20 protein-coding genes are annotated in these 23,835 nt (G+C 37.8%); 12 read left to right on the top strand and 8 right to left on the bottom strand.

Annotated features, from left to right (window positions below; translation table 11 throughout):
• The 6 genes from NITER_RS03160 to NITER_RS03135 form a co-directional block, all read right to left on the bottom strand.
• Positions 1-3,033 carry an efflux RND transporter permease subunit gene (locus NITER_RS03160; protein ID WP_084275916.1) on the bottom strand — a complete coding sequence of 1,011 codons (3,033 nt, stop codon included), beginning with the start codon at positions 3,031-3,033 and terminating at the stop codon, positions 1-3.
• 9 nt (positions 3,034-3,042) lie between these two features.
• On the bottom strand, positions 3,043-4,056 hold the full coding sequence (locus tag NITER_RS03155; RefSeq protein ID WP_084275917.1) for an efflux RND transporter periplasmic adaptor subunit: 1,014 nt from the start codon (positions 4,054-4,056) through the stop codon (positions 3,043-3,045).
• Positions 4,049-5,197 (bottom strand): TolC family protein, encoded by a 1,149-nt coding sequence (locus NITER_RS03150; RefSeq protein WP_159445324.1) that lies wholly within the window; start codon positions 5,195-5,197, stop codon positions 4,049-4,051. The genes NITER_RS03155 and NITER_RS03150 overlap by 8 nt, the downstream gene beginning before the upstream one ends.
• A complete protein-coding gene (locus NITER_RS03145; protein WP_084275919.1) occupies positions 5,194-5,490 on the bottom strand; it encodes a hypothetical protein in 297 nt (98 codons plus the stop codon). The genes NITER_RS03150 and NITER_RS03145 overlap by 4 nt, the downstream gene beginning before the upstream one ends.
• 63 nt (positions 5,491-5,553) lie before the next feature.
• Positions 5,554-5,850, bottom strand: coding sequence for a hypothetical protein (locus NITER_RS03140; RefSeq protein WP_084275920.1), 297 nt, complete (start codon positions 5,848-5,850; stop codon positions 5,554-5,556).
• A complete protein-coding gene (locus NITER_RS03135; RefSeq protein ID WP_084275921.1) occupies positions 5,844-6,149 on the bottom strand; it encodes an ArsR/SmtB family transcription factor in 306 nt (101 codons plus the stop codon). The genes NITER_RS03140 and NITER_RS03135 overlap by 7 nt, the downstream gene beginning before the upstream one ends.
• 75 nt (positions 6,150-6,224) lie before the next feature.
• Here NITER_RS03135 and NITER_RS03130 point away from each other — a divergent pair, with 75 nt between their 5' ends.
• The 11 genes from NITER_RS03130 (at position 6,225) to NITER_RS03080 (ending at position 18,777) form a co-directional block, all read left to right on the top strand.
• The gene (locus NITER_RS03130; RefSeq protein ID WP_084275922.1) at positions 6,225-6,614 is read left to right on the top strand and encodes a c-type cytochrome; all 390 of its coding nucleotides are present in this window, start codon (positions 6,225-6,227) and stop codon (positions 6,612-6,614) included.
• A gap of 2 nt (positions 6,615-6,616) precedes the next feature.
• Positions 6,617-7,699 (top strand): SO_0444 family Cu/Zn efflux transporter, encoded by a 1,083-nt coding sequence (locus NITER_RS03125; RefSeq protein ID WP_084275923.1) that lies wholly within the window; start codon positions 6,617-6,619, stop codon positions 7,697-7,699.
• A gap of 104 nt (positions 7,700-7,803) precedes the next feature.
• Positions 7,804-9,243 (top strand): multicopper oxidase family protein, encoded by a 1,440-nt coding sequence (locus tag NITER_RS03120; protein ID WP_084275924.1) that lies wholly within the window; start codon positions 7,804-7,806, stop codon positions 9,241-9,243.
• Positions 9,244-9,253: 10 nt separating this feature from the next.
• Positions 9,254-9,613: a FixH family protein gene (locus tag NITER_RS03115; protein WP_084275925.1), complete on the top strand. Its 360-nt coding sequence runs from the start codon at positions 9,254-9,256 to the stop codon at positions 9,611-9,613.
• Positions 9,613-10,785 carry a TolC family protein gene (locus tag NITER_RS03110; protein WP_084275926.1) on the top strand — a complete coding sequence of 391 codons (1,173 nt, stop codon included), beginning with the start codon at positions 9,613-9,615 and terminating at the stop codon, positions 10,783-10,785. Before NITER_RS03115 ends, NITER_RS03110 begins: the two co-directional genes overlap by 1 nt.
• A complete protein-coding gene (locus NITER_RS03105; protein ID WP_084275927.1) occupies positions 10,782-11,750 on the top strand; it encodes an efflux RND transporter periplasmic adaptor subunit in 969 nt (322 codons plus the stop codon). Before NITER_RS03110 ends, NITER_RS03105 begins: the two co-directional genes overlap by 4 nt.
• Positions 11,743-14,817, top strand: coding sequence for an efflux RND transporter permease subunit (locus tag NITER_RS03100; RefSeq protein ID WP_084275928.1), 3,075 nt, complete (start codon positions 11,743-11,745; stop codon positions 14,815-14,817). Before NITER_RS03105 ends, NITER_RS03100 begins: the two co-directional genes overlap by 8 nt.
• Before the next feature lie 59 nt (positions 14,818-14,876).
• Complete coding sequence (locus NITER_RS03095) at positions 14,877-15,071, top strand: SHOCT domain-containing protein (RefSeq protein ID WP_084275929.1); 195 nt, start codon at positions 14,877-14,879, stop codon at positions 15,069-15,071.
• The gene (locus tag NITER_RS03090) at positions 15,071-17,029 is read left to right on the top strand and encodes a copper-translocating P-type ATPase (protein ID WP_084275930.1); all 1,959 of its coding nucleotides are present in this window, start codon (positions 15,071-15,073) and stop codon (positions 17,027-17,029) included. Before NITER_RS03095 ends, NITER_RS03090 begins: the two co-directional genes overlap by 1 nt.
• Positions 17,004-17,648: a response regulator transcription factor gene (locus NITER_RS03085; RefSeq protein WP_084275931.1), complete on the top strand. Its 645-nt coding sequence runs from the start codon at positions 17,004-17,006 to the stop codon at positions 17,646-17,648. The genes NITER_RS03090 and NITER_RS03085 overlap by 26 nt, the downstream gene beginning before the upstream one ends.
• The gene (locus NITER_RS03080) at positions 17,629-18,777 is read left to right on the top strand and encodes a sensor histidine kinase (RefSeq protein ID WP_084275932.1); all 1,149 of its coding nucleotides are present in this window, start codon (positions 17,629-17,631) and stop codon (positions 18,775-18,777) included. The genes NITER_RS03085 and NITER_RS03080 overlap by 20 nt, the downstream gene beginning before the upstream one ends.
• On the opposite strand, the gene NITER_RS03075 is transcribed toward NITER_RS03080, so the two are convergent.
• Positions 18,762-19,715, bottom strand: a complete 954-nt coding sequence (locus NITER_RS03075; RefSeq protein WP_084275933.1) for a 6-phosphofructokinase — start codon at positions 19,713-19,715, stop codon at positions 18,762-18,764. The genes NITER_RS03080 and NITER_RS03075 overlap by 16 nt on opposite strands.
• A gap of 41 nt (positions 19,716-19,756) precedes the next feature.
• Between NITER_RS03075 and NITER_RS03070 the strand changes: the two genes are divergently transcribed.
• A complete protein-coding gene (locus NITER_RS03070; RefSeq protein WP_084275934.1) occupies positions 19,757-21,571 on the top strand; it encodes a TIGR00341 family protein in 1,815 nt (604 codons plus the stop codon).
• Between the two features lie 33 nt (positions 21,572-21,604).
• On the opposite strand, the gene purL is transcribed toward NITER_RS03070, so the two are convergent.
• Positions 21,605-23,812: a phosphoribosylformylglycinamidine synthase subunit PurL gene (purL, locus tag NITER_RS03065; protein ID WP_084275935.1), complete on the bottom strand. Its 2,208-nt coding sequence runs from the start codon at positions 23,810-23,812 to the stop codon at positions 21,605-21,607.
• Positions 23,813-23,835 lie beyond the last annotated feature (23 nt).

The raw sequence follows: 23,835 nt of genomic DNA, 5'->3' as shown, positions 1-23,835 counted from the left end.
CTACTTCCTGTAAAAGAGATAGTATAGACTTGGTAAGACAAGAAGCGTCACAAGCGTAGATGTGACAATTCCTCCAACAACAACCACAGCCAACGGATACTCGATCTCACTTCCCACACCCTTAGCGTATAGAAGCGGCAAAATTCCAAAAAGCGTTGTCATTGCCGTCATTAAAACGGGTCTGAGTCTAAGAAGTGTTGCATCTTTGACTAAAGTTTGCATCTTCACATCAGGAAAACGTTTTTGAAGCTCTTCTATGAAGCTTACAAGCACGATACCATTGAGAACCGCAATAGCGATAATGACGATAAAACCGATAATTGCAGCAATGGAGAGGTAGATGTCAGCAATTAACACCGCTACAATAGAGCCTAAAATGCCTAGAGGAACGCCAAGCAAGATAATCGTCGCTTTCTTGAAGCTATTAAAGGCTGTGTAGAGTAAAAGGAGTATTAAAAGCAGTACTGCTGGAATGATAATAGCCAGTTTTTTTGTTGCCTCTTGCATGTTTTTAAAGTCACCTGCCCACTGGATATAGTATCCCGCTGGGAAATGCAAGTTTTTATGAATCTTTTCATTGGCTTCTTTCACAAAGGAGGCGATATCGCGTCCTTCAACATCAAAGGAGATCAGCATATAACGAGAAAGATTTTCTCGTTTTATGAAAGATGGCCCTTGAATGATTTGGATATCTGCTACTTCTTTGAGACGAGCCACCTTGCCGTCTGGGGCTCTTAACAAAATATTTTGCAAACTTTCAATATCACGGCCTCCTTTTGGTTTGATAACGATAGGAAACCTCTTAATTCCTTCAAATTTATCGGTTATCGCATCTTCACCTAGTAGATAACGCACCACATCCATAATATCTTCTGCTGTGAGTGAGTATCTGGCCATCGCCAAGTAGTTTGGTTTGATCACGATTTGAGCTTGTCCAAGTTGTGATTCGATCTCAATAGATCTAAGCCCATCGATATGCGAAAGAATATCTTTGATTTTTGATGCAAGATCTGCAAGAATTTTTTGATCTTCTCCAAAGATTTTTACAGCAAGCTCTGCTTTGACCCCTTCCAGTAGCTCTTCTATACGCATGGCGATTGGCTGTGTTGGAACAAACTGTACAAAATCGTACCGTTTTTCAAGCTCTTCGCTCATTTTTGCCTCTAACGCTTTGATATCAAACTCTTTTCTCTTAAGTCCCACCAAAACTTCCATATAGTTTGGACCGGCGGTTTCACCCTTTTCGCTTCTGCCAATCATCGCCAAAACGAAATCCACATACTCAGGATACTCTTTTTTTATGAAGTTTTCTATATCTTTACTCAGCCCCACCGTTTGAGACAGAGCTGTCCCGGGAATGGCGATGACACGATACATGATAGACTCTTCATTGAGTTTTGGCATAAATTCACGCCCTTGCTGTGTAAGCAGATATGCCAATACTGCAAAGAGTATGAATGATACTGCCACGACACTCTTTGAATATTTCAAAGCACCTACAAGTAGTGGCGTATAAAGCTTTTTGATCCAAACCACAAGTGGCGATTCGCTAAACTTTACCGGTTTTAAAAGATAGTAGTTCAAAACGGGAACTAACACAAGAGCTACAACAATGGAAGCAAGCATCACAAATACGATATTAATAGCCATAGGTGAATAGAGCTTTCCTGTAAGCCCTCCAAGACTCAAAAGCGGAATAAATGTTGCAGCTATGATGAAAATAGCAAAAATAACAGGTTTTGTTACTTGCGCTGCAGCCTCTGCTATGAGCTTCAGTTTGGATTCATTTGGATGCTCTTGAATAAGTCTGAAAGAGTTTTCTACAACAACTATCGTTCCATCAACGATCATACCGATTGCAATGGCAAGTCCACTGAGGCTCATAAGATTTGCGCTCATACCAAAATAGTCCATCATCAAAAAGGCAATGAGCAAAGAGATAGGAAGGGATAAAACAACTATGAAAGCGCTTCGGATTTCAAACAAAAACAAAAAGAGTATAACACTCACAAGTACTGCACCCATAATCAATGAAGAGGTCATTGTGTGGACCGCTTTTTTGGTAATTTCACTTCTATCATAAATTGTCTGGACTCTTACATTTTTTGGAAGCGCAGCATTGATCTCTTTGACTTTCTCCTTGAGTCTGTCAACAACTTTGGCTGCATTAGTACCGGTTCTTTGCAGTACCATTCCAAACATTGTCTCTTTTCCATTGAGGGTGACCGCACCAAACCGCATTCTTTTGCCCTCTTTCACAACTGCCACGTCTTCAATCTTGATAGCTTTGATACCCGAAGATTTGATGACACTCTTTCGTATCTGATCAAGATTTTCATAAAAACCGCTACCTCGAATAATATACTGCTCTTTGTTAAATTCTAAATACTGTCCCCCTGCACTTTTGTTTGTTCTTTGCAGCGCATCAATCACATCTTCATATGTCACTTTCAAAGCCTGCAGTTTTTTAGGATCAATCACAACTTCAATCTGCTTTTCAAATCCGCCCCAGCCGATAACTTCTTCTACTCCATCAACGGTTTTAAACATCGGACGCACCAAAAAGTCTTGCAATTCCCTAAGTTTCGTTAGAGATACACCTTCTCCTTTGAGCTGATACCAAAACACCTGACCCAGTCCAGTGGTGTTTGGTCCCATAACAGGCTTTCCAAAACCTTTTGGTATATCGACGGTTGCGAGTCTTTCGCTCACGAGCTGACGTAAAAAGTAAATATCGTATTTGTCTTCAAAAAAGATGCTCACATAGCTTAGACCAAATATGGAATTAGACATTATCAGTTTTACTCCGGGAAGTCCTGCCATAGCCGATTCGATAGGATAGGTGATGAGCCTTTCGATGATTTCAGGGCTGTTGCCCGGGCTTTCGGTATAGATAATCACCTGTTTGGGGGTGATATCCGGAAATGCATCAACGGGAATCTCTTTGTACGCCTTGTATCCTAAAACTCCTACAAGGATAAAAAGAGCCAACACTAAAAAGCGATATTTGATAAAGGTTTCAAAAAATTTCATACTCTCTCCTTAATCCTCATCGCCAATACTTTCTTTCAAAAGCCTTGATTTGTATAGATAGATATCACTATCGATATACTCCTGATTTGGCTTTAATCCTTCGATAACTGCATACTCCCCTACAAAATCGACAAGTTTCACGACATGGGGTTCAACCTCCTCTTTGGATGGAAGGAAAACGACCCAATCACCATTTAACATAGTCAGAGCGCTCTTTTTGACTGCGAGTACTTTTTTATATGGAGCTGATTGAATCTGAATATCGCCAAATGCTCCGATGAGAAGCTCTTTATTCGTTTTTGGAAGTTCAAACAGAAGTTTTGCTTGTGCTGTCTCTTCATCAACTTTTGGCAAGATTTTTATAAAACTAGCTCTAAAACTGTAAGGTCCAAGATGAAAAATCGCCCGTATATCTTTTAGACGCAGTGCATCCTCAACGCTCAAGAATGCTACAAGATAGTATCGGGATTGACTGAGAATCTCTACCAATGGTGTTGTACTTTTGACATTGGTATGCACCGGAACCAAAATCTTTTGTATTGTTCCATCAGCATGAGAAGTGATTGTATAGTACTCTATCGGTTTTGTAACCTTTGTGATACCGAGTATTTTAAGTTGGAGTTTAAGAGAAGTGAGATCATTTTCTTTGTCTTTGAGAGTAGTTTTGAGTTTCGCTAGATCGTTATAGCTCATGATCCCTTTTTTATACAAAGCCTTTGCATTCTTGTATCGTTTTTTCAAAACCGCCACTTCATTTTGAAGAGATAGATAGCGTGATGTCATTTCGCTCAAGACGAAAGATTTGATACGTGCTATTTTTTGCCCTTTTTTGACACTGTCACCCTCTTTGACAAAATACTCTTCGATGTGTCCAGGAATTTGTGTAACGATGTTTTGCGTGAGGTTCTTGAGAGTCACAACCTGGGCACTTGTGCTGTAGAGTTTGCCAAGCTTGATATACTGCACTTTTGCATTGGCAAAGAGTGAGATTGCCGTGAATAGAAATAGAATAAGCTTAATCATTGTATCGTCCTTTTATGTAATTTGTCTGGATTTGGTTGATATTGAGCAAGAAGAGTTTTTTTGCGATCTCTTTTTCGATAGAAATATAGGCTTTTTGAGCATCCAAAATATCAAGGAGTGTACTTTGATCGATTTTGTAGCTCTCAATATAAAGATCTAAAAGCTTTTTTTGCTGTTTTTTGGTTTTTTGAAGCAGATTTAAACTCTTTTTTATCATTCGTGCTTGCTTTTGAAGTCCCTGTAGCTCTACTTCAAAGCGCTTTTTTAAAAGCTCTAAATCAAGAGCAACATTGTTTGCTTGCATTTTTGCGATTGCAACCTCTTGTTTGGGTTTATTGATTGGAAGAGGAATGGATATGCCGGCGCGAAGGATCCCGGAGTTTGGCTCTTTTTCATAATTGACCGTGAAATTTATTCTCTTTATAGTATGCCCCTGCTCTTTTGCTAGATATAAAAAGCGCTTTTTATTTTTTTCATACCAATCAATCTCAGCAGGATTGATCCGACCTGAAAAATCAAAGTGCTTATACAAAAATCCATTTGGCTCAATATTACCCGAAAATCCGGCATATTTTTGCAATTTTATCTTCGCTTCTATTACACTGTTTTGTATATCCAGTAGACTCTTTTGGAGTGTCAACAGTTTCGTTTGCAGTTTAAGTACATCTATTCTTTTGCCATATCCTTTGGCAAATTTCTCTTTAGCTATAGACAAAAGTCTTTTATAGATGGATATTTGAGAATGAATTGGCTTTAAAAGCTTATTTTGATACACATAACGCGTATAGAGAAGCTCAAGATTTTTTAAAAACCTGGCTTTCAAAACGAACTCGTACGCTTTTTGCACTTCTACTTCACTTACTGCTCTTTTTTTGAGATCTCTCATATAATCTGGCAATCTATAAGGTATCTGCAATGTTGTCTCAAACCCACTGCCATCTTCATACCTGCTTCCTAAGAGTTCTAATTGTGGGTTGAAGGGACGCAAAAGTTTTGCCTGGTTCTCTTTCGCAATAGCAATATTTCCTTTTTGTTGTATAAGTTTTGGAAATTGTTTCAAAGCTTCTTGTTTGAAAGTCTGAAAATCGGCTCCCACAACAAAACAGACAGTAACACTAATGAGCAAAATCGCTCTTCTCATCGTTTCTCCTTTTTGAGTACTTTTCCAGTTTGTGCATCGATCCAAAGGTAGTAATGCTTCGTCCATACTTCAAAATAGATGGTATTGATTTGATGCTTTAGACGCTTGTATTCTATTTTTTCACCAGTTATCTGTTTTGTTATTTTTTCTGGATCGATTTTTACATATTGTTTCAATAGCTTTTGTTGTTTTATCCGAATGGATGGCTTTTGGTTATATTTATGGATCTCGTAATGCTCCACTTTTCCAAAAGAAACTATCGCTAATAGAAAACTAATAAGTATTATTTTCATAATGAACTCCTTGTTGAATATGTTTTTAAATAATAAAAATAAAAATGTATGGTTTTTAAATAATTAAGAGTTTTTTGGAGGTTTGAGTAAAGAGAAGGAGTGTTGTTGAAAATAGTAAGAAAGAGGTAGATCTATTTTTGCATTCTGTTTTGGAAAATCTATTGTAATCTTTGTTGAAATAAATAGAGGCATATGAAAAACAAAATGATTATCGCAAATATCTCCTTTCTGGACTGGGTGGTCCATTTCATAAACAAACTCTTGGACATAATGATTATCATTACAATTAAAAAAGAATGCATGAGCGCTATTAAATACTAAAGAAAAGAGTAAAAGAAAATGTATAAATCTCTTTAACATCTTGCACACTTTTTGATATTTGGTATTTCAACTTTTCGTAACTCTTCCAAAAAAGGCTGAATAAGATAATTATCAGCTACAGAAAAAATACTCCATTTTCCTGACTTTTTACTTCTTAAAATTCCAGCTTCTCTAAGCTGCTTGAGATATTTAGAAGTGAGAGGCTGTGAAAAGCCAAGTGTATCACTTACTTCACATACACATACCTCTTTATAGCGATCTACAAAAGCAAGGACTTTTAGTCTATTCGTATCGTTTAAAGCTTTTGCTACGGTTGCTAACTTTTCTAAACGATCCATTTAACCTTCTTTAAAGCTTATTTATATCACACTTTCATTATATAACGTTTTTGTTATACAAGTCAAGGAGGAGTCATGAAAAAGATAATAGCAACATTTACGGTGTTTATTGGATTACTCAATGCATCAGGTGGAAAAGCAGTTTATCAAAAATATTGTGCAAGCTGTCATAACTTTTCGATGGAATCAGCAGATATGGCAACAATGAAAGCACCACCCTTTTTGGAAGTTGCTCATAGAGTTAAAGCACACTATCCACGAAAAAAAGAGTTCATACGATTTGTTATTGATTACATCCAAAACCCATCACGCGATAAAGGTCTTTGTATGCCTATGGCATTCAAACGATTTGGAGTGATGCCGCCAATTGGAAAAAGTATGAATGCTAAAGAGAGGAAAGCAGTTGCTGAGTATCTTTACTCTTCAAGTAAAAAGAGAGGCTTTTGCCAAGCGCATGGAGGTTAATAATGGCATTTGTACAATCACTTTGGGAACTTACCAATGCTATGGCTATCTATATTCTCTTTGGTCTGTTGATAGCAGGTATATTACATGAATTGGTCCCTGAAGAGTTCATCAAAAAACATCTTGGTAAAGACAATATCGCTTCTGTCATAAAAGCAACACTGTTTGGTATTCCAATTCCCGTTTGTTCCTGTGGTGTCATACCTTTGGCTCAGACATTGCAAAAAAGTGGTGCGAGTAAAGGAAGTGTGTTAAGTTTTCTAATCTCTACTCCAATTACTGGAATCGACTCGATCTTAGCTACTTTTGGGATGTTTGGGTGGATTTTTACCATCTATCGTATTGTTACATCATTTCTGATAGCCATAGCTGCGGGAATATTTGTTAACTTTTTTGACACCCAAAACAAAACACAAAACAGACCAAAATTTAGCATGCAAACGCCAAACCAAACGAAACCTACAACCTTTGCAATAAAGCAAGAGGAAAGTTGTGGCTGCAGTGATTGTGGATGCAGTGAATCAACAAAAAAGCGTTTTTCACTCAAACGTGCTCTAAGTTATGGCTTTGTAACCTTACTTGGAGATATTGCTAAACCACTCTTTTGGGGTCTTATAATTGGAGCGGCTATTAGTGTGGCTATACCAGGAGATTTGGCAAACATCCTAGCACAACATGCTTGGCTTTCTTATCTTTTAGCGGTAGTTATTGCAGTGCCTATGTATGTATGCGCTACTGCATCGCTGCCAATTGCTGCGGCTTTGATGCTCAATGGCGTTAGTGCTGGAGCTGCATTTGTTTTTTTGAGCGCAGGTCCAGCCACTAATACCGTTACAATAGGTGTAGTCAAAAAAATGCTAGGAATGAAGTCGGTCGTTATTTATCTGACAACCATTGCCATAGGCTCCATTCTTTTTGGTGTAGGACTAGATTTCATTTTTAGTGGAGTGGATGTGAGAAGCATTGTTCATATAGAAAAAGAGGCTTCCATCTTTGCTATTGCATCCTCAATCATTTTATGGAGTTTTATTCTCTATTTCTTGATAAAAGAAAAACTTGTTAAAAAAAGCTGCTGTACTGCTTAATTAAATCACTCTTAATTTATGCTGTAGGATTTCCTACAGCATTCCACACTTTTTCCACAATTTTTTCTTTATGATTATCCCATATTAACACAAAGGATGGAAACATGAAACGACGAGATTTTCTTAAACTGAGTGGATTTGCTCCTATAGGTATTATGGGATATGGCTGGATGGGCCATGGCTGGATGGGTAGAAGACATTCTACAAATAGTAACATTTTGAGTCTAAAACCAAAAAAGAGTCCTTTACCAATACCAAAACTACTTGATCCAATAATTGAAAATGGGATCAAAAAATTTCATCTAAACATTCAAGAGTCCCATCATACTTTCTTTGAAAATATCAATACGAAAACTTATGGCATAGAGAGCACATACTTGGGACCAACACTGCTTCTAAGACAAGGAGAAAGTGTAGAAATTGAGTATAAAAACAACTTACCAGAAGCTACTACAATGCATGGTCACGGCATGCATGTACCTGCGATAATGGATGGAGGAGTACATCAAGTTATCAATCCAAATCAATGTTGGAGTGCAAAGTATACTGTTAATCAACCAGCAAGTACTTGCTGGTATCATCCGCATTTGATGGGAAAAACGGCTGAACAGGTCTATATGGGGCTGGCAGGAATGATAATTGTAGAAGATGAAGAGAGTAAAAATTTAAATATTCCTCAAACATATGGAGTCGATGATATTCCAGTTGTTTTACAGGATAAAAAGTTTGATAGTAGTGGACAGATTGACTACTCACCAACTCGTATGGAGATTAAAAGAGGCTATAAAGCAAACACCTTTTTAGTCAATGGAGCGATAGAGCCATACTTTAATGCTAAAACTGGTTGGCTTAGACTAAGAGTCTTAAATGGAGCAAATGCAAGAGTATTTACAATTAGTTTTGGTCTCTTTAAAAGTTTTTATCAAATTGCCACAGACAATAGCTTTTTAGAGCAACCAATAAAATTAAACTCTTTAACCTTAAGTCCTGGTGAGCGAGCTGAAATAGTTGTATATGTAGATAGAGATCTTGTATTACAAGATCGTAATACGTCTAAATCTCTTTTATACATTTTCAAAGATGAGAGTATAGGATTGGTTGATTCGCTTCCAACACAGCTTACCAATTTAGAAAGATTAAATATCCATGATGCAAAAAGAGTGAGAAGATTTGTTTTGAACATGCGAAGAGGACATATGGCAATAAACTCAAAAATTATGAATAAAAATAGAATAGATGAAAGAGTACCAGTAAATGATGTTGAGATTTGGGAAATAATCAATCCAATGCATATGGTACACAATTTCCATATCCATGCGACTCATTTTGAAATAATTGAGAGAAATGGAAGCGCAAGAAATGTATTGCCAAGTGAAAGAGGATTCAAAGATACTATCTATATGCCACCACGATCAACCGCAAAAGTGCTTGTGAAGATGAAAGATTATGTGGATGAAGTTCATCCATATATGTATCACTGTCATATTTTAGAACATGAAGATGATGGAATGATGGGGCAGTTTACTGTCGTTTCAAACTCTTAAAGGATAAACCATGAAAAAACTTGCAATATTAGTACTCGGCGCAATACTTCTTTTTGCAGCCGGCTTTCAAAAACATGTCAAATACAGAGGTTTCAAGATCGACATAATCTCTACCAAACCTTTGAGTGTAGGAGCAAATTCCTTTTTGTTTCATATCAACAAAAAAAATATAAAAGACCTCAAAGTCAAATTTTTTATGCCAGCGATGCCCGGTATGCCATATATGGAAAGCTGGGCTAAAATTGAAAAAAATGATCAAGGTTACCAAGCCAACGTAAAGTTACCTATGGCAGGAACCTGGCAGGTACATATTTTTATCACGACAAACAGTGGTAAAAAATATCGCATCAAAACTTCGGTAAATATCTGATGAAACATCTTTTCATAATAGCAGTGCTACTCAGTGCACTGCTACAAGCCCAGGATATCGATATGATTGTCAAAAGGGCTTTACAAAAAAACGACTCTTTACATGCCATTCAAATGCTTTTAAGAAAAATGGATGTTGAGTACAAAAAAGCGAAAAACTGGGAGAATCCAACATTAAAATTTGCAGTAAACGATCTTCGTTTGGATGCACCTTTTTTACGAGATCTTGAACCTATGCAAACCCAACAGATTGCCATTACACAAAAAATTCCGACATTTGGGAAAAAAAATTTCGATGCAAAACTCATCAAACAAAAAAAGCAAGTCATTTTTAAAGATCTTGAGGTTGCAAGAAATAGACTTGCATTTGAAATTTTTAAAAATGCACTTCTTTATCAAAAAGCAGTTCAAAAGCAAAAAATAGTGGATAGTTATATTGATCTCGTTAAACAAAGCATTGATCTATACAGCAAAATGCTGGTTGTGGATAGCAGCTATCATTTGGCTTTGATGCAGAGTAAAATATTTTTATCAGATCTGAAAACCACACGAGAAGAACTCGTTTTTTCACAAAAAGAAGCTTTACACAAACTCTCATATCTTGCTTCACAAAAAATTACACATATCGATCCAATTCGAGATATCGCAATACATAAAAAAACTTTTCCACAGATTGAAAAACTCCAGGAAAAAAAACGCTATCAACAACTGCTTTCAAAAAGGTATCTATTAGATGAAAAAAGTGATATAAACCTCAATGTAGGTTACTTTCAAAGAGCAAACTTTGATGACTACATATCAATAGGTATCTCTATCTCTTTGCCGCTATACGGAACGGAAAAACTGCGATCCCAAGAAGCTAAAATAGAGGCAATGTCGATTGAATCCAAAAAACGGGATGTACAAAACTATGTTCAGGAAGAGGAAAAGTCACTTTTTGAAAGGCTAAGAACAATTCAAACGCAAATTGCACTCTTGCAACATAGATCTCTCAAAGAGGTAGACCACTCTTTGGATCTCGTTCGATCTCGCATAAGCTCTGGAGATATGCTTTACAAATATCTTGACACACTCAAAAGCAAATTTGCAATTGAACTAAAACTTATCAATTTTAAAATCCAAAAACTTCTAACAAAAGCAAAGATCAATTATTTAAATGGAGCGTATAAATGAGAATATTACTTATATTCCTTGTACCTTTTTTATTGTGTGCAGAAAGGCTGAGCATAGAGCAACTTTTCAACGTAAAAACGACAAAAATTGAAAAAAAAGATCTTTATGTAAAAAAAACTTATCCTGCCATTGTGCGACTCGATGAGAGCAAAATAGTTGATATCGCTCCACGATTTTCTGGATATGTAGAAAAGCTGTATGCAAAAGAACCATTGCAAACTATCAAAAAGGGAGATATGTTAGCACTTGTCTATAGCCCTGAAGTTTATAATGCAAAAGAGGAGTATAAAAACTCTTTAAAATTTGGTCTTGATAAAAGAATGACAATTGCATCGTATTTAAAATTAAAACTTTTAAAACTTCCAAAAGATGAACTAAAAAGTCCCACAAAAACTTTAACAACAACAAAAGTAGTTTCACCAATAGATGGATTTCTACTTAAAAAAGATATCTATCAAGGTAGCTTCTTTCAAAAAGGAAAAACAATTTTTCGCCTTGCATCAAATACTCATTTTTGGATAGAAGCGCAAATTCCTGGCAAAGATATCGACTTTTATAAAAAGTGTGATTCTATATCTGCATATGTGCGAAATGAAAAGGTCAAAATAACTAGCCATAAACTTCTGCCCATCATAGATGCAGACAGTGCCCTTGCAATAGTACGTCTTTTTGTAAAGTCCAAAGATGTTCTTGCAGGAGAATATGCCAAAGTTACCATAAGAGAGCATAAAAAATCGATTCTCGTTGTACCAAAAACGGCCGTTATTCGCAAAAATGGGAAATGGTACGCCTTTAAGGTTGGAGAATATGAGGGGGAATATGAACCGGTTGCAGTTCAAATTAAACCTTTAGATAACAGATACTATCAACTCATCTCTGGGCTTAAAGAAGGTGAAACGATTGCCGATAGCGCAATGTTCCTGCTCGATAGCGATGCCCAAATCAATGGACTCTACAATGATTGAAAAAATTATAGAGTTGAGCGCAAAAAATAGATTCTTGATTTTTTTATTTGCCCTCATTTTTGCAGGAGCATCCTATTGGGCTATAAAGAAAACTCCTCTTGATGCGATACCTGATCTCACACCACCACAAGTCATAATTGAGGTCAAATTTCCTGGACAAAGTCCAAAAATCATAGAAGATCAAGTCACCTATCCTCTTACAAGCTCATTTTTATCAATTTCTGATATCGATACGGTCAGAGGCTTCTCAACGTACGAAAATGCGTTAATTTACATCATTTTTAAAGATGGAACCAATCTTTATGATGCAAGAACGAGGGTGTTAGAGGAACTGAGCAAAGTTGCACCAACCCTTCCCAAAAATGCCAAAGTGAGTTTGGGACCAGATGCGAGTGGTGTTGGATGGGTGTATGAATATGCACTGGTCAGCAACACGAAAGATTTGGCCCAGCTTCGTACATATCAAGACTACACGCTTAAATATGCACTCTTAGGTATTGATGGTGTAAGTGAAGTTGCCAGCGTTGGCGGATTTATTCCAAACTACCAAGTGACAATCGATAATCACAAACTCATAGAAGATGGTCTTTCAGTCAAAGATATAGTGAAAACGCTAGAACTCAACAACAACGATGTTGGCGGCGGTATAACGATACAAAACGGGTATGAATGGATGATTCAAGCACGTGGATACATCAACTCCTTACAGGAAATTGAAGAGCTATCCATTAAAACGAAACGAAAGATTCCACTAAAAATCAAAGATATAGCAAGAGTCGAATGGACTGCCCTGCCAAGACGAGGTCTAGCAGATCTGAACGGTCAAGGAGAAGTGGTTGGAGGAATCGTTATTGCAAAATATGGTGCAGATGTCTATGCAACAATCAAAAAAGTAAAAGAAAAACTCTCACAGCTTCAAACCAAAGATATCAAAATTATCCCTACATACGATCGAAGCAGACTTATTGAAGATGCTGTAAGCACACTTAAAGATACACTCATTGAAGAGAGCATCATCGTTCTAGTAGTAATTGGTTTTTTTCTTTTTCATTTTAGAAGCACATTGATCGTATTAGTTGTTCTGCCACTGACTATCGGTCTAACATTTTTGCTTATGAAAATTTTTGGTATAGGCTCCAATATCATGAGCCTTGGGGGTATCGCTATCGCTATTGGGGCTATGGTAGATGCGAGTATTGTCATGATAGAGAATGCCCATAAAAAACTGGACAGCATCAAAAATAAAAAAGCATTGACGCCAAGCAAGAGAGTTTCGCTCATCATTGAATCATCTCAGCAGGTGGGTCGTCCAATCTTTTTCGCCCTAGCCCTTGTCGTCGTCTCCTTCTTGCCAATCTTTGCTATGCAAGGGCAAGAGGGAAAGCTTTTTACGCCACTTGCCTTTACAAAAACCTTTGCGATGAGTGTGGGAGCCATCTTGGCTATTACGATAGTACCGGCTCTCATGATCTGGTTTATTAAAGATGTTCCAGATGAAAAGAAAAATCCAGTCAATAGATTCTTTATCTGGCTTTATCATCCCTTTATCGTCATTGGATTGAAACTTCGCTACATTCTTATCCCCCTTTCTGTAGCTTTACTGCTTTTTTCTTATCCACTCTATAAAAAGCTCAAATGGGAGTTTATGCCACCACTCAATGAGGGTGTTTTGATGTATATGCCTGTTACTCCCTATGGCATAAGCATCGATCAAGCAAAGATGCTGACACAAATGACAGACAAAGTGATAGCCAGTTTTGATGAAGTCAAGAGTGTCTTTGGAAAAGCAGGTCGAGCTGATACTGCAACCGATCCGGCTCCACTTTCCATGATAGAGACAATCATAACGCTCAAGAATGAAAAAATTGATATGAAAAAGCTGTTGCAAGAACTCGATGAAGCGGTGCAAGTTCCAGGACTAGTCAACTCTTGGACATACCCAATTCGTGGTCGAATCGATATGCTTTTAAGCGGCATCAGAACTCCGCTAGGTATCAAACTCTATGGCGATGATATAAAAACACTGCAATCATTAGCCAAAAAAATTGAAACGAAACTTGCTACTTTAGCCCAAACTGAATCGGTTTTTGCCGATAGAAGCGATACGGGATACTATATCGATATCGATACAGATCCCAAAAAACTTGCTTTATACGGATTAAAACGATCGGATGTGTTGGATTTTGTAAGCTTCGCAATAGGCGGAAAAAGAGTTACAGTCAAACTTAAAAACATTGAGCGCTATCCTATTTCGATTCGATTGGAAGAGGAGCAAAGAAATAGCCTTGAAGCGATCAAAGAGCTTCGTATCAAAACAAAATATGGCTATATTCCTCTAAAAGAGATAGCCAATATCCATTACGAACAAAGCGCTTCGGTGCTCAAAAGTGAAAAAGCAAAACCGGTCACCTACATCTATATCACTCCAGCTCAAGGAGTGAGTGCATCAGAGTATAAAAAAGTTGCACAAAACGCCTTGCAAAGTCTGACCCTACCAAAAGGATACTTCTATGAGTGGGCCGGTAGCAGTGAGTATCTACAAAGTGCCATGAATACGTTCAAATGGATCGTTCCATCGGTGCTTCTCATTATTTTGATACTCATCTATTTTGCTCTTGGTGAAATTGTACCAACGCTCTTTGTTTTCTTATCTTTACCTTTTGCTTTTTTGGGAGGTCTAATTTATATCGATTATTTGGGTTTTAATATGAGTGTTGCAGTGGTTGTTGGATTTTTGGCACTGCTTGGAATTGCAGCTGAGACTGCAATCGTTATGATCATCTATCTTAAAGAAAGCGTGGAAAAATATGAGAAACTGGATAAAAAACTACTCGTTGAAGCGATATATGAAGGAGCTGTGCAAAGAGTTCGTCCTAAACTGATGACAGTTTTTGCAATTTTGGCTGGTCTGCTTCCCATTATGTACACCGATAAAACAGGAAGTGAAGTGATGCAAAGAATTGCTGCACCAATGATTGGTGGAGTTGCTACATCTGCCGTTTTGAGTCTGATAATTATTCCTCTTTTGTATATGATCTACATCCAAATTTCCAAAAAAATCCGCTAAGGACCTTTACACGCTTTTTCCACACCCTTTTGCCTACAATAAGAAAAAAAGGAGTCAATATGCATTGGATGCAAGGTCATTTTATGGGATTTGGATGGATTTATATATTAATACTCTTTGCTATTGTTTTGTATTTTGTCACGAGAAACTCTGACAAGAAAGACCCAAAATCGATTCTTGATGAGCGTTTTGCAAAAGGAGAAATGAGCAAAGAGGAGTATGAAGAGGCACTGAAAACTCTAAAGGATCATTGATGCAACATAGTAATCACGCCCATCATCTCAAAGATTTTAAAAAACGCTTTATCGTATCGCTTATTCTCACCATTCCAGTACTTCTTCTCTCTCCGATGATTTGGGACTGGTTTGGCTTTAGATTGGATATTGCGTTTAGAAAAGAGATTATTTTTATCCTTAGCTCTATCATCTATTTTTATGGAGGCAAACCGTTTCTTTTGGGATCACTTCATGAAATAAAACAAAAAAATCCCGGAATGATGACCCTTATAGCGATGGCTATAAGCGTAGCGTATATCTACTCTACATATGCTCTTTTTCTTGAAAACGCAAAAGAGTTTTTCTGGGAGTTGGCAACACTTATCGATATCATGCTCATTGGACACTATATTGAATCAAAAAGCGTTGCAGGTGCTTCACAAGCACTGCAAAGTCTTGTGCAGTTGATTCCCAAAAATGCACATCTGGTACAGGATGACAAAATAAAAGATATCAGTATCGAGCAGCTAAAACCAGGAGATATCATTCTTGTAAAACCGGGCGAAAAGATTCCTATTGATGGATCTGTTTTAGAAGGCGAGGCACTCGTGGATGAATCCTTTTTAAGCGGAGAATCCAAGCCTGTCTCAAAACGAAAAAACAGTAGTGTCTATATGGGCAGTACAAATCTAGATAGCAGTCTCAAAATCATTGTCCAAAAACCGGGTAGCGAGAGCTACTTATACCAAGTTATCAATCTAGTAAAAGAAGCGCAAATGAGTCGATCCAAACTGCAAGATACTGCAAACAAAGCAGCAAAATGGCTCTTTTTTATTGCTCTTTTTGCAGGAGGATCGACTTTTATATATTGGATGCCAATACTTGGTGCCAATGAAACACTGTTAATGAGTGTTACCGTTCTTATCATTGCCTGCCCCCATGCACTGGGTCTGGCAGTGCCTCTTGTAGTAGCGATATCAACAACAAAAGCTGCTCATTATGGCATTTTGATACGCAACCGGGAAGCCTTCGAAAATTTAAGAAAAATAGACACGATATGTTTCGATAAAACAGGGACATTAACAGAGGGAAAATTAAAAGTCAAAAATATCGTTGCAAATGATCCCAAAAAACTTCTTGGTTTTGCCGCCTCTTTGGAAAAACTCTCTGAGCATTCTATCGCAAAAGCAATTGCAGAAGAGGCCAAAAAAGCCAAACTGCCACTTTTATCGGTAGATAGATTTAAAATAATTCCTGGAAAAGGAGCACTGGGTCTTATTAAAGGAGTAAAAGTTGTCATCGGAAACGATACAGCTTTGATTGAACAAGGATTTGAGCTTCCAAAACAAAACAGCGATGAGGTCGGGACTAAAGTATGGGTGGGTGTGGGAAAAGAGATTCTAGGATATATCCTTTTAATGGATACGATTCGTACGGAAACGAAAAAAGCGATTGCACTTTTACATTCAATGCACATAGAAACAGTCATGCTCACAGGAGATAACGAAATAACGGCAAAAACTGTTGCAGATGAACTCCAGATGAAACGATATTTTGCTCATCTGCTACCAGATCAAAAAGTAGCTATAATAGAACAATTGAAAAAGAGTGGAAAGAGAGTTGCCATGGTCGGCGATGGGATCAATGATGCTCCTTCTTTATTGAGCGCAAACGTCGGGATTGCCATAGGTACTGTAACCGATATCGCCGCTCAAAGTGCAGATATTATTCTAACAAAGAACTCGATATTTGACATAGCAAAGGCTATTGTACTCTCTCATGCAACATATTCTAAGATTGTTCAAAATCTATGGTGGGCAAGCGGCTACAATATTATAGCAATCCCTTTAGCAGCCGGTGTTGCAAGAGGCGTAGGTGTTGCTATAACACCTGAGATAGGAGCATTGATGATGTCTTTGAGCACTGTTATAGTCGCTATTAATGCACAATTTTTAAAAAGGTTTCGATTCAATGAAAATACTGCTTTTGGAAGATGATGCACTGCTTAGAGAATTAATGGTCGAACACCTGAGTGATAATTATGAAACTGTCATTTTTGACAATGGTGAGGATACTTTGGAGTATCTATATGAAAACAGAGTAGACCTCGCACTCCTTGATATCAATGTCCCTGGACTCAAAGGCGATGAGCTGCTCAAAATTTTACGTAAGGAGCGTAATACAACTCCCGTTATTTTTATAACATCAAACGACAGCTCATCGGATGTCAAAAAAGGTTTTGATCTTGGTTGTGATGATTACATCAAAAAGCCTTTCGAATTTGAAGAACTCGATGCTAGAATCGAACATGTAAAACGTATTTATGGATTGGAAGAAAAGATAAAGATCGGTGATTTTCTCTTCGATCCTGTAAGACATCTTCTAGTCAACGACAAAGATGGCGAAACGATTCAGCTCACCCCAAAAGCAAGTGAAATCCTACACTATCTCTATACCCATAAAGTAGTCACAAAAGAGGATCTCATCGCAAATATCTGGAACTATGATGAAGTTCCAAGTGAAGCGACAATTCGAAGCTATATTAAAACCTTGCGCAAAATTTTTCCAAACATAAAAACGATTCGAGGAAGCGGCTATGAGTTTGAGCCGCTCTGAAAAAAGAGCTCTTTTTCGATTTTTTTTCACCTATATTATTGCTGTAGGTATAGTTGTTGTCTCTTTTGCTTATTTCCAATATAGTATAAAAAAAGAGTCCTTAAAAGATAAAATAGTCGCAAAACTCCAAAGAGAAGCTTTTGACATAGCTTCTAGTGCTATCGATGCACAAATGGAAGGAAAGAAATTTGTCATTCCTCAAGGAATTAATTTTTTACTGTTAGATAAAAACCAAAAGTTTATAAAAGGAAATTTTCATGAAAAGATATCACTTGATAAATCTTTATCTTTTAAAAATGATTGCATCTATTATGTAGATAAAAGTGCGAAAGGACATCTTGGTATAGAGTATATTATCATCAAAGAGTGTGGTATAAATGCAAAATACCGAAAAATACTGAAAAATATTGTACTATTGAGTTTGCTCTATTTCCTCTTTCTCCTTGGTATCGGATGGTATCTTGGCAAACTCTTTCTTCAGCCTATGCGAGAAAGCCTTGAGAACCTTGATAGATTCATCAAAGATAGCACCCATGAGCTCAATACTCCCGTTACAACACTGCTACTAGCTACCCAAAAATATAAAAAAACGAATAATCCAAAATACCTTGATATTATCATCATGAGTGCAAGACTCTTAAGCAGTATTCATCAAGATCTTACCTATGCAACACTTGCAAAAAAGAGGAAAAATCATCTACAACAGGTCGATATAGTATCCATAATTGAAGATATTCTTCGATTTTTTGATGTTTTGATTGATCAAAAGGGTCTCACTATCTCAAAAGAGCTACACTCTTGCACCATAGAAGCAGATCCTGATGAGATAAGACTACTCATAAAAAATCTTATAGATAATGCTATAAAGTATGCATTTAAAAATTCCAAAATCAATATAACTCTTCAAAGGTGTCAACTAAGCATCACCAATAGATCAAAGCCGATACCCCGCAAAAAGCTCAAAACAATTTTTGAGCGATATCAAAGAGCTGAGAGTGACCAAGGTGGCTATGGGATAGGTTTGCATATAGTACAGCGTATCTGCAAAAAATACAATTTCTTGATCAGTGTCGAATCAAATGAAGAAAAGACGACGTTTACTGTCGCTTTCAATCAATCTAAAAAGTGAAGCATTGAAAGAATTTGTGGATCAATTGTATATGGCTTGAGGGCATCTTTCAAACTTTCAACTCCAAACTCTCCATTTTTATATACAACTATTTTACCCTCTTCTTTAGCATTCAAAGCCTCAAGAGCTTTAAGTGCAAAACCAAAACCTAACATCCTATCTTTTACTGTAGGATTGCCTCCACGCTGGATATGCCCCAGCACTGTCACTCTTGTCTCCATTCCGATATCATCTTCAAGCCACTTTGCAATCTCTGCTGTTCTTTTTGTTCCTTCAGCAACTATGGCTAAAATATATCTCCTCCCCTCTTTTATCTCTTTTTGTAAAATTTTTGTAGCAAGAGGCTTGTTGAAATCCACTTCTGGAATAACACACACCTCTGCTCCACTTGTAATAGCACTTACTGCAGCGAGATAACCACATTCTCTCCCCATCGTCTCAATAACGAAAGCCCTAGCAAAAGTAGAAGCGGTATCGCGAATCTTATCAACTGCATCTCGAATAACATTTAAAGCCGTATCTACGCCAAGACACAAATCCGTTCCATATATATCATTATCTATGGTCGTTGGGATACCTACAAAATTAATAGAAAACTCTTTATTAAAAAGATCTAATGCTCTAAAACTCCCATCTCCTCCCATAACAACTATTGCATCTATATTATGCTCTTTAAGATTTTCGAATGCCTTTTTTCTATACTCGTTCTCATACCATCTCTTTGATCGGGATGAGCCAATAATTGCTCCGCCTCTGTGGATGATCCCAGCAACATCTTTATATATTGCTTTAGCAATCTTTCCATCAATAAGCCCTTCAAGACCATCGAATATAAAGTATGGCTCATGTCCCATTTCATAAGCAACTTCTACAAATCGTTTGATTGCGGGATTCATTCCCGGTGCATCACCACCACTTCCCATAATTGCTATTTTCATTTAAAAGCCTTTTTTAATATAATTTACTAAAAAGTAGTTATATGCATTGCTATTTATTGTACGATAAAAATATTAAACATGAGATTATAAAAAAGTACTCGCTTCTCATATATGAGCATCTCCATAAGCATCCTATAAAAAAAGAGTTTCACGACAAAATAGTTGATTTCCCTCCATCATCAATTATCTTCTTGCTTGCTGGAGATAATGAAATCAAAGCATGGCTACATTATGCAAAAGCGAAAAATTTTACTATCTATATCATTCCCTATGCTTCCAATCCTTTAACACAGAAATATTTTAATCTCCCCCCATCTCTTGAAGAGCTTTTCTCACTTACCACGAAACAGCATTATTTTACATACTGCAACGAAAAACTCCTCTTTTCATCAGCAGTGATAGGTGATAAAAAGTGGATAACAAATCAAAATATTTTTCTCTCATTTTTAAAAAACTTCTATAATATTCGCCTTTTTAAAACAAATATAGAGCTTAAATCTCAAAAATTTATCACTGCTTCACTATTAATAGAAGCCGGAGATGCAAGATATATCAAAGAAAAAAGAGAAGCCTTTTTAACAGATACCCAAACTGGATGCAAAAAAGTAGCTGCTGTTCTCTATGCACCAACAAGTATAATAGAAGCTCTTAAACTGCGCTATTTTCTTGTAAAAAAAGATCAAAAATTTCTTCCTAAGGGTATAGGGACTTTAGTAACAGATAGCATCAAACTCAATGCAGAAAAAGAACTTACACTTATTTGTGATAATGAAGCACCAATAACCTCAAAAAATGTAATACTCAAAATTGTCCCGACAAATCTCCAAATAGTATCAGGAACAAAGCCATGTCCCAAAGAGGAAAAAGAGACAATAAGAGTTGATCGCCTTCCAAGAGATGAGGAGTTTATCAATTTTTATACCAAAAGAACTTTGCCATTTTTACCCATAGCTCCAGAAGAGGCCTTCGCAGATCTTTTTAAAAAAATCAAAGATAATGCTAAAATAAGCATAGAATATACAGTTTTACTTCTAATTAGTGTTTTGATGGCAACCTTTGGCCTTTTTCAAAACTCCTCTCCCACAATTATCGGTGCGATGATTTTAGCTCCGCTTATGGCGCCTGTGATATCGCTTGCTATGGGAATTATTCGCTTTGATGAAACTCTTGTCAAAAATAGTTTCAAAACGGTATTTATTTCTACACTTCTAGCTCTTTTGCTAGCCCTCGGGTTTACAAATCTATTCCCAATAGAGCACATGACACAGCAGATGGCTATACGCACCAATCCTACACTTCTTGATCTTGGTGTAGCAATCCTCGCAGGACTTGCCGCCGCATATGGATATGCAAACTCAAAGGTTGGAGAGAGTTTAGCTGGCGTTGCAATTGCAGTGGCACTTGTACCACCTCTTTGTGTTGCGGGTATTGGTCTTGGATGGGAGAATATAGATGTATTTTATAAAGCATTTTTGCTCTATCTCGCAAACATTATAGGAATTGTTTTTGCAGCAGGGATAATGTTTTATCTTCTTGGCTACGCATCCAAAAGATACGCCTCAGCTGCACTTGCTATCAAACTCATGCTTTTGATATCAATCTTTTTCCCACTCTATGTCGCCACGCAGACAGTTCTTAAAGAAGAGCGAATTTATGAGCAGATAAAATATTTAAAATTCAAAGATGTAACACTGCAACTTGATAATATCCAATATCATAAAGGAGGAGCAACTCTTTTTATATCGGTTTTGAGCAATAAAGAATTGAATATTAAAGCTAAAGAAACGATTTTACATCGAATCAAGAAAAAATTTCCCCATGAAAAACTCATCATTTCATTCAAACAAGTTTTGTGAAGTCTTGCCGGCCAAGCCGGCAAATATTTTATTTTATAGATCCTTTTCAATCTCTTTTTTGAATGTGTCAAAGTAGATACTTTTTAGCTTTTCCATATCCATATCAATCTCACATAGCTGGAATCTATTGCCTCCAATTGTTCCAAGTGGTATTGCATGGATGCCAATTTCATTTGCAAGCTCTTCAAGTACATGCATATTTTTTGGATCAATTTCTACAAGAGCCCTACTAAACGTTTCACTGAAAATCTCTCTGCTATCTTCAAAGCAAAAATTACCCAAAAATCCTTTGTCTCCCATCGCTGCCATTTTAGCCAGCGCAATTGCAATACCCCCTACCCCAACATCTTTGGCGGCTTTGAGGAGTCCTCGTCTGTTTGCCTCTATCACAAAATTCCAAAGTTTGAGCTCTTTTTCATAATCGATTTTTGGCAGCTCCCCTGCTACTTTTCCAAAAAGCTCTTTGAGGTACAAGCTTCCTCCAAACTCTTTTTCTGTATCTCCTATGATATAAACTACATCATTCTCTTCTTGGAAGTAAGATGGCAAAACTTTGTTTGCATCATCATTGAGACCTACCATGGCAATAGTCGGTGTTGGATAAACACTTACACCATTTGTTTCGTTATAGAGAGATACATTTCCGCTTACAACTGGAGTATTAAGCGCTTTACATGCTTCTTTGATCCCTTCAGTCCCCTGTGCAAATTGCCACATCATTTCTGGATTTTCCGGGTTTCCGTAGTTGAGACAATCTGTTATAGCTAAAGGTCTAGCCCCACTCATCGCTACATTGCGTCCTGCTGCCATCACCGCAGCTGCAGCTCCACCCTTTGGATCGATATAGCAGTATCTTGGATTACACTTGCTGCTCATAGCTATGGCTTTGCCATTCTCTTTTACTCGAATTACACTTGCATCGAGAGTTCCTGGGTGCTTAACGGTATTGGTTTGTACCATCGAATCATACTGCTCATATACCCAAGCTTTATTAACCACTTCAAGGCTACTCCAAAGCTTCTCAAATGCCTCTTGATCATCCACATGAGGAACTGTATCGATACTTGTCTCTTTGATATAGTCAAGATACTCTGGTCTTTTTGTTGGACGATCTAGCTCAGGGGCTTCTTCACTCACAGGTGCAACAGGAACTTCTGCTACCTTTTCACCATGCCAATAGAGCTCCATCACCCCCGTATCGGTCACCTCTCCGATGATCTCGGCATCAAGATCCCATTTGTGAAAAATCTCCAAGACTTTCTCTTCCGTTCCTTTTTTGGCGCAGATGAGCATACGCTCCTGGGATTCGCTGAGCATCAGCTCATAAGGAGTCATCCCCTCTTCTCTCATAGGCACCCTGTCGAGCCACAGACGCATTCCGCTACCGCTTCGACCAGCCATCTCGAAACTGCTTGAAGTGAGTCCTGCCGCACCCATATCCTGAATACCTATCACATAATCGGTTTTGAAGAGCTCCATACACGCTTCGAGCAGAAGTTTTTCGGTAAAAGGGTCACCTACCTGGACGGTGGGTCGCAGTTTCTTGGTCTCTTCGGTAAAGCTGTCACTACTCATCACCGCACCCCCAAGCCCGTCGCGTCCGGTCTTGCTTCCTACGTAGATGACCGGATTGCCAACACCCTCGGCTCTTCCGTAAAAGATCTCATCTTTTTTACAAACTCCAAGACTAAAGGCGTTGACCAAGATATTGCCGTTATAACAGCTCTCAAAACTCATCTCCCCACCGATGGTAGGTACGCCTACGCAGTTGCCATATCCGCCGATCCCTGCTACCACACCTCGGACCAAATAGCGTTGATGGGCACCTATCTCGTCGTCTCTTTGGACCTCTCCAAAACGCAACGCATTGAGATTTGCTACCGGACGGGCTCCCATGGTAAAGACATCTCGCAATATCCCCCCTACGCCCGTCGCGGCTCCTTGATAGGGCTCAATGAAGCTTGGATGGTTGTGGCTCTCCATCTTGAATACCGCGGCCATATCCCCACCGATATCGATAACGCCGGCATTCTCTCCAGGACCTTGGATCACCCATGGCGCTTCGGTAGGGAAGCCTTTGAGATATTTTTTTGAAGATTTATAGGAGCAGTGCTCGCTCCACATTGCACTGAATATCCCAATCTCCACAAGGTTTGGCTCTCGTCCCAAAATCTTTTTGATATGTTCGTAATCTTCCCAGGTTAGTTTGTGAGCTTTTAAAATCTCTTCGAGGTTTTGCATAGAGTGTCCTTGCACAAATTTTT

It is taken from the genome of Nitratiruptor tergarcus DSM 16512 (genome assembly GCF_027946175.1).
In the GTDB taxonomy this organism is placed as follows: Bacteria; Campylobacterota; Campylobacteria; order Campylobacterales; family Nitratiruptoraceae; genus Nitratiruptor; species Nitratiruptor tergarcus.
The sequence above is the reverse complement of the archived record's forward strand: the minus strand, read 5'-3'. Positions and strand labels throughout refer to the sequence as shown.